The sequence below is a fragment of the Microcystis flos-aquae FACHB-1344 genome (assembly GCF_014698375.1).
Taxonomy (GTDB): domain Bacteria; phylum Cyanobacteriota; class Cyanobacteriia; order Cyanobacteriales; family Microcystaceae; genus Microcystis; species Microcystis aeruginosa.
This window is the reverse complement of sequence record NZ_JACJSW010000056.1, coordinates 1-10,350: the sequence shown is the minus strand read 5'-3', so window position 1 is coordinate 10,350 and position 10,350 is coordinate 1. Positions and strand designations below refer to the sequence as shown.

The following is a 10,350-nucleotide window of genomic DNA, read 5'->3' as shown; positions in this document are numbered from 1 at the left end:
CTCGCCTTTTCTTTGATCCGCCTCAAGCCAGGAAAACACCCCGATTTTTCTAGGGGTCTAACGGCTATGCGCCTTATCCAGCAAGCCTTTTAGTCGCCTTGTCACCCCTTGAAGATCTGGATATAAAATTTGAAGTGAAACCGGCCCTGATCTGTGGCATTGAGTTAAAAACCTCTGGCCGAAGAATCGCCTGGAATGTCGAGGAATTTTTAAACGACTTTGAAGAGGATTTAGCCGTTGTCTTTACGCGAGAGACGAGGGATCAAACAATACCATGAACCGAGATGAGCAAGCTTTACATCGATTGCTAGAGGATACCTTCTCTAGCTGCCAACGGATTTTAGGCGAGCAGCGCCCACAACTTAAATACCGAGAAATTGGCACAGTAAACTTTATCGGTCAAGGGATTGCCCGGATTGCTGGCTTGCCAGGCGTAAAATCGGAAGAAATTGTTTGTTTCCAGGGAGATTCTCTGGGTATGGCCTTTAACTTGGATATTGATGAAGTCGGCACTATCCTCTTAGATAAAAGCGAACATTTAAAAGCAGGGGATGAGGTACGCCGGACGGGACGAGTGCTAGATGTGCCAGTGGGTGACGGACTCTTAGGGCGAGTAGTCGATCCCATGGGTCGCCCCTTGGATAACCGGGGGCCAGTGCGGGCGGCACAAAGATATTTGGCCGAGCGAAAAGCCCCAGCAATTATGGATCGCGCTCCGGTGACCGTACCGCTGCAAACGGGCTTAAAGGTAGTGGATGCTCTGATTCCCATCGGGCGAGGCCAGCGAGAATTGATTTTAGGCGATCGCCAAACAGGAAAAAGCTCGATCGCTCTTGACACGATTATCAACCAAAAAGGTGAAAAGGTGATTTGCGTTTACTGCGCGATCGGACAGCGCAGTTCGGCGGTGGCTAAGTTCGTCGCTGACTTGCAGCAGTATGGGGCGATGGACTACTGTTTGGTCGTCTTTGCCGCTGGAGAAGAACCACCAGGCTTGCAGTTTATTGCTCCCTACGCCGCCACGGCCATGGCAGAGTATTTTATGGAGCAGGGGCATGATGTCTTGATTGTTTATGATGATTTGACCGCTCATGCTCGCGCTTATCGAGAGCTATCGCTGCTATTACGCCGTCCTCCCGGTCGAGAAGCTTTTCCAGGCGATATTTTCTACATCCATTCTCGTTTGCTCGAACGTTCTACACACCTAAATGCTGCCCGAGGAGGTGGTTCTTTAACTGCATTGCCGATTGTCGAAACCGAAGCCCAAAATATCTCTGCTTACATTCCGACCAATTTAATCTCAATTACCGACGGGCAAATCTATCTCTCTCCTGTGCTGTTTCAAAAAGGAATTTTGCCGGCGGTAGATGCGGGTAAGTCGGTGTCGCGAGTGGGGGGGAAGACTCAATTAGCTGCCTATCGTGCTGTAGCGAGTGATTTACGCCTATCTTATTCCCAGTTTGAAGAACTAGAGGTTTTCTCCCGTTTTGGTACTCGTTTAGATGAAGTCACTCGTCAAACTTTAGAACGAGGGCGGCGCGTGCGGGAAGTTTTGAAACAAAATCAGTACGAACCGATGCCGGTTCCCGAACAAATTGCTATACTCCTAGCGGTGACATCAGGAGTATTTGATCGATTGATGATCGCGGAAATCCCAGCGGCCGAAAAAGCCGTCGCTTTAGCAATACGCCAGCAATTACCCGAAATATGTGTTCACCTACAATCCGGCAAAAAACTGAGCGATGGGGATTTCCAGAATTTAGTCAGTATAGCCGAACAAGCAATTGCTATCCCAGAATAAATTAACTCGACTAATTGCCAATCCACACACATCATGCCAGTCCTTGAATTGCTACAACGACGAATTGCGATCGCGCAAGAACTTCAATCCGTTGTCAAGACCATGAAAGTTCTTGCAGCGGCCAGCATTCATCAATATGAACGGACAGTAGAATCCCTTATTGAGTATAATCGTACCATCGAGATGGGCTTGCAAATTGTTTTAGGATCAGCAGTATATCAACACCATGCGATCGCCGCAAGCCCCAGAAAGCCTCCGAGAAATAGTCATTTAGGTGCGATTATATTTGGTTCAGATCAGGGTATGTGCGGTCAGTTCAACGAGCAGATTGTCCGCTACGCCGTTACTCAGATTCAGCACTTGTCTATTGACTCCAACAAACTCGCAGTCTTGGCTGTAGGTGCGCGGGTAATTCCCCCCTTAGAAAATGCGGGAGTAGTCAGCGAACGGAACTTTGCGATGCCCACTTCTCTTGCTGGCATCACGTCAATGGTTCAAGAACTGCTACTACACATCGAAAGGTGGCAATCTCAAATGCAAATAGATAAAATTGCCTTGTTTTACCATAAGCCTCGCTCCAATATATCCTATCAACCTCATGCCTTACAATTATTGCCTGTGGATAACAAATGGCTACAAGACTTACAGCAAAAAAGGTGGGTAGGAGCCACTTTGCCTACTTTTACCATGGATTGGAGTCAGTTATTTTCTGCCTTGATCGAGCAATATTTGTTTATTTGTCTGTATCGTGCTTTGGCTGAATCTTTGGCTAGTGAAAATGCGAGCCGACTGGCATCGATGCAAGCATCCGAGAAAAATATAGAAGAGCAATTAGCACAACTTCACGCTCAATTCCAACAGGAACGGCAAACTGCTATCACCGAAGAAATGTTGGAAATCGTCTCTGGTTTTGAGGCACTAATTAGGGTTGGCTGAAAAAGTTTTTCCTGGGGGCAGGGTGTGGGGTTTTACCCATTTTCATCTGGTAAATTATACTAAATCCAGTTATTAAAAACTGATTATTTATTCTCCCCTTTGCATGAGTGCCTCTTGCATGAGTGCCTGTCCTGATATGTAGCCTATACTCAACGGATTTATTATTACCTAATTTTCAGGGAAAAAGTCCCTGAATTTTCCCCTCGCTCCCTCCAATGGCTGGCACTTTTTGATTTCAAAAAAGCCTAAAGATATTATCCAACAAGGTTTTTAAGTAGGGAGGCACAATTATTTGTAGGATGGGTTAGCGGTAGCGTAACATGAGCGGGCGTTGGGTTTCATGCTTCAACCCAACCTACGTTCATCTTATATTTAATTCCACCCACCCACTTAGATTTATTCAGCCAACCATCTGTAAAACCTGTTTAGCTGGATTCACAAGAACTTTTGGGGCAAAAATTTGTTTATGTTGGCTGAATTGGGGTGAATATATCCCCTATCTGGTTTTAATCTGAACTGAGGTTAACCAGAGCTAATTCTAATGTTGTCCCTTCCTTTTCTAACTCCTTTTTGCTAAAACTTAACACCTCATCCAGACAATCAATTACTACCGTATCCCCTTCCATAAAAGCTTGTTCGAGAATTTTTGTGGCCAAAGGATTCTCTAACTCCCGTTGGATAGCGCGTTTTAAAGGTCGCGCACCGTAGGTGGGATCGTAACCAACAGTAACGATATGATTTTCTGCTGCTGCGGTTAATTCTAGATTGATTTTTTGTTCTGCTAATAATCTTTCCAGACGCTGTAATTGCAGACGAACAATGTAACGCAATTCTTCTTTTTTCAGGGTATGGAAAATAATTAAATCGTCGATACGATTCAAAAATTCGGGACGAAAATGACTCCGCAAAGCTGTTAAAACCCGTTTCCGCATCTCCTCATAATCGGCATCTTCGGAAACATTTAAAATATGGTCACTGCCAATATTACTGGTCATGACGATAATCGTATTCCGAAAATCCACCACTCGCCCCTGAGAGTCGGTAATGCGCCCATCGTCAAGCACTTGTAATAAAATGTTAAAAACATCCCGATGGGCTTTTTCCACTTCATCCAATAAAACCACAGAATAGGGACGACGACGCACCGCTTCCGATAGTTGTCCCCCTTCCTCGTAACCCACATAACCCGGAGGCGCGCCGATTAACCGCGAAACCGCGTGTTTTTCCATGTATTCCGACATATCGATGCGAACCATGGCTTCCTCGGAGTCGAATAGTAACCCCGCCAAGGCCCGCGCTAACTCGGTTTTACCCACTCCTGTGGGTCCCATAAATAGGAATGAACCAATCGGACGCGAGGGATCTTTCATTCCTGCGCGTGCGCGTCGAATCGCCGCTGCTACTGCCGTGACTGCTTCATTTTGTCCGACCACTTTTTTCTGTAAATGAGACTCTAATTCTAATAATTTTTGTCGTTCCGATTCCATTAAACGATTGACGGGAATTCCTGTCCACCGGGCAACTATTTCGGCAATATCAGCATCAGTTACCTGTTGTCTTAACAGGGTCGAACCTGCCGCTTGAATAGTTTCTAGTTCTTTTTCTTTTACTTCTAATTCCCCTTGTAAAATTTCTAGTTTGCCATACTTTAATTGGGCTGCTTTATTGAGATCATAAGCTCGTTCAGCCTGTTCCACCTGTAGGCGCAATTGTTCTTCTTCCTCTCGCAATAATTTAATTTCCTCGGCGATATGTTTTTCGGTTTGCCATTGGTCAGCGAGAGGCTTTTGTTTACTTTCTAATTCCTCAATTTCTTCGATAATTCTTTCTAAACGCTCTTGAAAAGCTCGATCTTTTTTCTCCTCTTTTTCTAAGGAGAATTTTTCCATCCGTAACTGCATTAAGCGACGATCTATCATTTCCAAATCGGCGGGTTTAGTGGTACTTTCTACCTCTAATTTGGCCGCCGCTTCATCAACTAAATCGATCGCTTTATCGGGTAAAAAACGATCACTAATATAACGATGGGATAGGGTAGCTGCTGCCACTAGGGCTGAATCGGTAATTGTCACCCCATGATGCAGCTCATAACGTTCTTTTAAACCCCGGAGAATTGAGATAGTATCCTCCACGGAAGGTTCCTTAATATAAACCTGTTGAAAACGTCTTTCTAAAGGGGGGTCTTTTTCAATATGATTGCGATATTCATCTAAAGTTGTCGCCCCAATACAGCGCAATTCTCCCCGAGCTAACATAGGTTTTAATAGGTTGCCCGCATCCATCGATCCCCCTTCCCTAGAACCCGCACCGACAACGGTATGTAGTTCATCGATAAAGAGAATAATTCGCCCTTCTGATTGGGTAACTTCTTTCATGACTGACCGCAATCTTTCCTCGAATTCGCCTCGATATTTTGCCCCAGCGATTAAACTTCCCATATCGAGGGAAATTAACTGACGATTTTTCAAAGATTCGGGAACATCTCCGTTAACAATCCTTTGGGCCAATCCTTCAGCAATAGCGGTTTTTCCTACCCCCGGTTCACCGATTAAAACCGGGTTATTTTTCGACCGTCGCGAGAGGACTTGTACCACCCGTCGAATTTCTTCATCACGACCGATAACTGGGTCTAATTTGCCTTCTTTGGCCGCTGCTGTTAAATCCCGGCCATATTTATCTAAAGCTTCGTATTTTTCCTCTTGATTGGGTTCAGTAACCTTTTGAGTACCGCGAATAGCTTTGATAGCTAATTCTAAATCTTGGGGGTCAAGATTGAAAGTGCGTAAACATTTCCGGCCCACCCTTTCATCTTCGGCAAAACCGACGAGAAGATGTTCGACGGAGATAAATTTATCTTGCCAACTTTCCCGGGATGCTTCCGCGCGATCGAGCAGCAGATCGAGACCACGACCTAGGTATAATTGATCGACGATGGCCACTTTCGGCTGTCGGTTGGTGAAGACTTCTAGCTGTTGTTGCAGTCGCGGAATTTCTATATTAGCTTTTTGTAAAATCCGGGTGGCTAGACCGTTATTCTGCTCTAGGAGGGCAATAATAACGTGTTCCACCTCTAAGGTCTGATTTTTGAAGCGTCGCGCAATTTCTTGCGATTTAACGATCGAATCCCAAGCTTGTTCGGTAAATTTATTCGAGTCTGTGGGTTGCATTCTGCACCAATGAGGAAAGCCAGTGTCAGAGGTATAGTATAGCAAGGAGTCTCGATCGATCACAAAGTTCTAGGCTCGAGAAAGGGTCTGACTTATTGATCACTATTACCCAATTGGGTTAAAGCAGTCCCGGTGAGACGACAAATTTGCCACTCTTGGAAGACCTTAGCCCCCATTTTTCCATAAAAATCGATCGCCAGTTGATTCCACTCTAAGACAGTCCATTCTAAAAGTCCTGCATCCCTAGCGACGGCAATTTTAGCCACAGCCATTAGTAAAGCTTTCCCGATACCTTGACCGCGATAATCGGGTAAAACGAAGATATCTTCTAGGTAAAGCCCCGGTTTAGTTATAAAGGTGGAATAGTTAGCAAAAAATAGGGCAAAACCGACTATTTTACCCTCTACTTCCGCCACCAATGCTTCGATGTAGGGTTTTTCTCCGAATAAATGCTCCCCTAAAGCTTGACTATTTCCTGTCATTAAATGGCTGAGTTCTTGATAGGCCGCTAGGGCGACAATTAAGTCAAAAATAGCCTTGACATCGGTAGCAACGGCAGCACGGATAGAATAATTCATGATTGCTGGTCAAATCTTGATTTTAATGCTGATGATGTTTATGGGGAGATTCAGCAGGGGGAGAATTAAGATTGGAAAAATGGCCGTTATTTAATCCCATCCCAACGCTACCAATACTGAAAAGTCCCATGGAAACAAAACCGGCCGCAATTGTCCCCATGGCCACGGTTCCAATGGAAACTATTCCCATAGGAACAATACCGATGGAAATAACGCCCATGGGAACAATGCCAATAGAAATTATACCAGTGGGAGCAATACCGATCGACAACCATTTTCGCCCACCACAACTATTCTCTTTTTCTTGACCTAGATTGGAATCCATGCTTTTAACCCCGAAGATGCTTTCAGCCTTCCCATCCTAGTTTAGGGGTAGAATTCTTGTCAAAAGACCGCTAGTCAAAATGAAAGTTAATTTTTTATAAAAACTATTGACTTTTCATCTCAGTTATGTATTGGCGGGATACCAGCCATATCGAGAATTTTCGGGACTAAATCCTCCCGTTTAATCGCCATGATGTGGACACCTTGACATAACTGCTGGGCTAATTTTATTTGTTCGGCGGCGATTTTGATACCTTCTTCGAGGGGATGAGGTGCATCAGCGAGTCTTTGAATGATATAGTCGGGAATTTGCACCCCTGGCACATTTTTATTTAAAAATACGGCATTCTTAGCCGATTTTAACAGAAAAATTCCCGCTAGAACTGGTTTATCGGCCAGGGAGGCCACCTGTTGCATGAACTTATCAAGGCACTCGAAATCCGTAACTAATTGACTTTGAAAAAACTGCGCTCCCGCTTCGATTTTACGCTCAAAACGGCTTTGAAGACCAGACCAACTTTTTGACTGCACATCGACGGCAGCCCCAGCAAAAAGTTCTAGGGGTCCATCAGGTAAAGATTTATCGTTAAAGTCAAAACCTTTATTTAATTTATCGATTAATTTTAATAAACGTACCGATTCTAGGTCAAAAACTGCCCTAGCTTTGGGGTGATCTCCTGCTTTGACGGGATCTCCAGTTAAAGCTAGTATATTTCTCAATCCCAAGGCATGAGCGCCCATTAGGTCTGCTTGTAATCCGATCACATTGCGATCGCGACAGGCCATTTGACAGATGGGTTCAATGTCGTGTTGATAGAGAATAGCGGAGGCAGCTAGAGAGGACATTCGCACTACAGCGCGACTGCCATCGGTAATATTAGCCGCATGAACACGATTTTTTAGCCAGAGGGCCATTTCTAGCATATGACTGGCATTACCACCTTTCGGGGGAGTAATCTCGGCTGTAATCAAAAATTCTCGGTCTTGAACCGCACGTCGTAAACGAGTAGTCATCAATTTATCTAGGTTTTAACCATAAATTTTATAGCAGATTTAGCCCAGAAATGGCTCTTAGGCAAGCAATGATCATCGGGCTGTTTTATACTGGTCGGTGTCAGCACCTGGCTGATATCAGATAAGTTAACTGGCAGGAAAAAATTTCTAATGTAGTATAATACACGGACAGTTTAACCAAATTCGTTTACAAGTGTAAAGGACAACCGATTCGATCGAGCGATCATGCAAACTCTTCCTCCTCCTACTAAAGACAAAGACGCAATCATGACCCATCCCCTCAAAATCGTCGCTTTAGGTGATAGCCTTGTGTATGGCTATGGCGACCCCGTGGGTGGCGGTTGGGCCGAGCGCCTACGTCGTTTGTGGATGGAAAGTGCTGGTCATGCCCTGTATAATTTGGGGATTCGCGGCGATCGAGTGGTACAAGTGTCCGAACGTTTAGAACAGGAATTTCGTCTCAGGGGGGAAATTCGCAATCGTCTTCCTGACCTGATTCTTCTCTCCGTCGGTGTTAATGATACAGCCCGTTTAGGCCGGCCCGATGGTCGTACTTATACCGATCACGATCTTTTTCAAACTCAAATCGAACATTTACTCGGCCGGGCCCGTTCTCTTTGCCCGGTTTTGTTTATAGGTATGATTCCCGTGGATGAGCGGAAAATGCCCTTTTTAGATTGCTTTTACTTCAACCATCGCGATCAGTATCGTTTTAAAGAAACCACTAAACAAGCTTGTCTAGAGCAAAATATTCCCTATCTCGATTTATTTGATCTCTGGATGAACCGGGGTGATCTGTGGTGCCAAGAAAGATTAATGCAAGATGGACTTCATCCCAATGTCCAGGGCTATCAATCAATTTTAGAGGATATTTTAAACTGGTCGCCCCTCACCTCCTTTGTCGGTGTGGATGGTTTTATTCAACCTTTCACAGGAATTGCCGAAAAGTGATGTCCTCTGTTCTCAGTGGTTCTAGCGGTGCTACGGAAACCAGAAGAGCCGGTAATATAAGCGAACTTACCCCCTACATATCTACTACAATGCTGAACAGACAATTGCGCTACTCGTTCAAAATGTAGTAAATTAAGGGGCAAAATTTGCCAATCATTGCTCTGAATTTGTGACTCAATCAATTCTCGGAAAGGTGAATCAAAAGTTAATTTTCCCAGACTATATTTGATCGTCATTTTCCAAAAACTACCTTAACTAAGATAAACTAGATTTTCTCTTTCATTAATCATAATTTTATGGTTGTCTCTCAATTGTTTATTATTAATGACATACCAAAGAAATATATGAGTATCTATTAAAAACTTGAGCATAATTATTGATAATCTTCAAAATCAGTTAAAGGGGCATCAAAATCATCGGCTATCACAACTTTTCCCGCAGCACTTCTCGGTTGAAGCAGTGGTTTCTTGGCTAACTTTACAGGACTTAATTTAACTACAGGTTCATTATTTTCTGTGATGATAATTTCTTCACCTTCAAGTCCAGCTTCCCATAACTCATTAAGTTGATTTTTGGCTTGTTTTAATTCAACTGTAGTCATTAGTTTACCTCACTGATTAACAACACAAACATTAGTTTAATCTCAATCAAGAAAAGCGATGGATTAAGTTATATCTAGGGTTTGCTGAATAAATGTGAAATGTAGGCAAGGTAAGAGTTTTGTGGCTTTACGAGCGAAACAGGTGCAAATTTTGAGAGAATCGTCGTTCAAAACCTTGCGTCTTCATCGGCCCGCGTCCTGTAGGGGCGAAGCATTCGGGCAATAACCTATCGGTGAAACCGTAGATTTTCTATCCGAATGCTTCGCCCCTACTTTTTGCCGCAAACCCTATCTATATCCTTACTTTTAATCATGATACCAATACTCACCCCCTGTCAGGAATGTCAGACACATTCTCATACTTTCTAGCGGAATTATCGCCATTAGCCTGTAGTAGTAGTAGGTTGGGTTGAGGAACGAAACCCAACACACAATAATTGTTATGATTTCTTGGAGCAGGTTGAAAAATCGATCTTCTATGTTCAGCAACAGCACAACATCAGTGAAGAAATCGGCACTCGGCAAGGGGCAGTATGAAAATGGGATCACTTATTTAGATTTCAGATGGTATATGGTAAAATTTGCATAATTCAGTAAGATTAGTATTATCCTATATTATTTCAACTCAACTTCCTATGAGTAACAAATCTACGATTAAATTGGTGATCGCTTTTAACGATCCTAACCTGGAGCCTGAAGAACGCGACGAACAAGCCCAAGTATTACTGACAGAACTACAACAGGCAGATGAAGTTGAATCGGTTAAACGTATTCTTGATCCCAATCCCCCTGAAGGTAATAAGTCGTTGGGCGGTTTTTTGGGAGGAATGTTAATAGACCTCTTGCATAATTTTTTTATGGTATAATGGAGGGTTTTGCTTTTTTCTCAATTCTTAGATTGAAGTGGAAAAAAGAATAAAATGTGATCTTAGGTCAGGAAATCATCTATAATTTTGCTATGTTTATTAGCAAAATTAT

The 10,350-nt window shown here is 43.6% G+C and carries 10 protein-coding genes; 5 read left to right on the top strand and 5 right to left on the bottom strand.

Translation table 11 applies throughout. The features are described 5' to 3' along the window. Positions 1–134: 134 nt before the first annotated feature. Genes H6G48_RS04135 through H6G48_RS04125 form a run of 3 tightly spaced genes read left to right on the top strand, consistent with a single transcriptional unit; the run spans position 135 to position 2,737 of the window. A complete protein-coding gene (locus H6G48_RS04135) occupies positions 135–278 on the top strand; it encodes a hypothetical protein (RefSeq protein ID WP_242034520.1) in 144 nt (47 codons plus the stop codon). Then, positions 275–1,801: an alternate F1F0 ATPase, F1 subunit alpha gene (locus tag H6G48_RS04130; RefSeq protein WP_190719351.1), complete on the top strand. Its 1,527-nt coding sequence runs from the start codon at positions 275–277 to the stop codon at positions 1,799–1,801. Before H6G48_RS04135 ends, H6G48_RS04130 begins: the two co-directional genes overlap by 4 nt. Before the next feature lie 33 nt (positions 1,802–1,834). Next, positions 1,835–2,737: a F0F1 ATP synthase subunit gamma gene (locus H6G48_RS04125; RefSeq protein WP_190719349.1), complete on the top strand. Its 903-nt coding sequence runs from the start codon at positions 1,835–1,837 to the stop codon at positions 2,735–2,737. A 506-nt stretch (positions 2,738–3,243) separates the two neighbouring features. On the opposite strand, the gene clpB is transcribed toward H6G48_RS04125, so the two are convergent. The 4 genes from clpB to H6G48_RS04105 all read right to left on the bottom strand — a co-directional run bounded on the left by clpB (position 3,244) and on the right by H6G48_RS04105 (position 7,820). Continuing rightward, positions 3,244–5,904: an ATP-dependent chaperone ClpB gene (gene clpB, locus H6G48_RS04120; RefSeq protein WP_190719347.1), complete on the bottom strand. Its 2,661-nt coding sequence runs from the start codon at positions 5,902–5,904 to the stop codon at positions 3,244–3,246. 92 nt (positions 5,905–5,996) lie between these two features. After that, the gene (locus tag H6G48_RS04115; protein ID WP_185241074.1) at positions 5,997–6,482 is read right to left on the bottom strand and encodes a GNAT family N-acetyltransferase; all 486 of its coding nucleotides are present in this window, start codon (positions 6,480–6,482) and stop codon (positions 5,997–5,999) included. A 22-nt stretch (positions 6,483–6,504) separates the two neighbouring features. Next, entirely contained in the window at positions 6,505–6,807 is a 303-nt protein-coding gene (locus H6G48_RS04110) for a hypothetical protein (RefSeq protein WP_012266670.1), read from the bottom strand. A gap of 119 nt (positions 6,808–6,926) precedes the next feature. Then, entirely contained in the window at positions 6,927–7,820 is an 894-nt protein-coding gene (locus H6G48_RS04105; RefSeq protein ID WP_185241075.1) for a methylenetetrahydrofolate reductase, read from the bottom strand. 225 nt (positions 7,821–8,045) lie between these two features. Between H6G48_RS04105 and H6G48_RS04100 the strand changes: the two genes are divergently transcribed. Continuing rightward, positions 8,046–8,771, top strand: a complete 726-nt coding sequence (locus H6G48_RS04100; protein WP_190719345.1) for a GDSL-type esterase/lipase family protein — start codon at positions 8,046–8,048, stop codon at positions 8,769–8,771. Between the two features lie 373 nt (positions 8,772–9,144). Here H6G48_RS04100 and H6G48_RS04095 read toward each other — a convergent pair whose 3' ends face one another. Then, on the bottom strand, positions 9,145–9,372 hold the full coding sequence (locus tag H6G48_RS04095; protein ID WP_147069289.1) for a type II toxin-antitoxin system Phd/YefM family antitoxin: 228 nt from the start codon (positions 9,370–9,372) through the stop codon (positions 9,145–9,147). A gap of 635 nt (positions 9,373–10,007) precedes the next feature. Here H6G48_RS04095 and H6G48_RS04090 point away from each other — a divergent pair. Further along, positions 10,008–10,238: a hypothetical protein gene (locus tag H6G48_RS04090; protein ID WP_242034519.1), complete on the top strand. Its 231-nt coding sequence runs from the start codon at positions 10,008–10,010 to the stop codon at positions 10,236–10,238. Positions 10,239–10,350: the final 112 nt, after the last annotated feature.

Coding starts and splice junctions, on each gene's coding strand:
- H6G48_RS04130 (WP_190719351.1), top strand. CDS start 275: ATGAACCGAGATGAGCAAGCTTTACATCGATTGCTAGAGGATACCTTC.
- H6G48_RS04095 (WP_147069289.1), bottom strand. CDS start 9,372: ATGACTACAGTTGAATTAAAACAAGCCAAAAATCAACTTAATGAGTTA.
- H6G48_RS04125 (WP_190719349.1), top strand. CDS start 1,835: ATGCCAGTCCTTGAATTGCTACAACGACGAATTGCGATCGCGCAAGAA.
- H6G48_RS04090 (WP_242034519.1), top strand. CDS start 10,008: ATGAGTAACAAATCTACGATTAAATTGGTGATCGCTTTTAACGATCCT.
- H6G48_RS04115 (WP_185241074.1), bottom strand. CDS start 6,482: ATGAATTATTCTATCCGTGCTGCCGTTGCTACCGATGTCAAGGCTATT.
- H6G48_RS04105 (WP_185241075.1), bottom strand. CDS start 7,820: ATGACTACTCGTTTACGACGTGCGGTTCAAGACCGAGAATTTTTGATT.
- H6G48_RS04100 (WP_190719345.1), top strand. CDS start 8,046: ATGCAAACTCTTCCTCCTCCTACTAAAGACAAAGACGCAATCATGACC.
- clpB (WP_190719347.1), bottom strand. CDS start 5,904: ATGCAACCCACAGACTCGAATAAATTTACCGAACAAGCTTGGGATTCG.
- H6G48_RS04110 (WP_012266670.1), bottom strand. CDS start 6,807: ATGGATTCCAATCTAGGTCAAGAAAAAGAGAATAGTTGTGGTGGGCGA.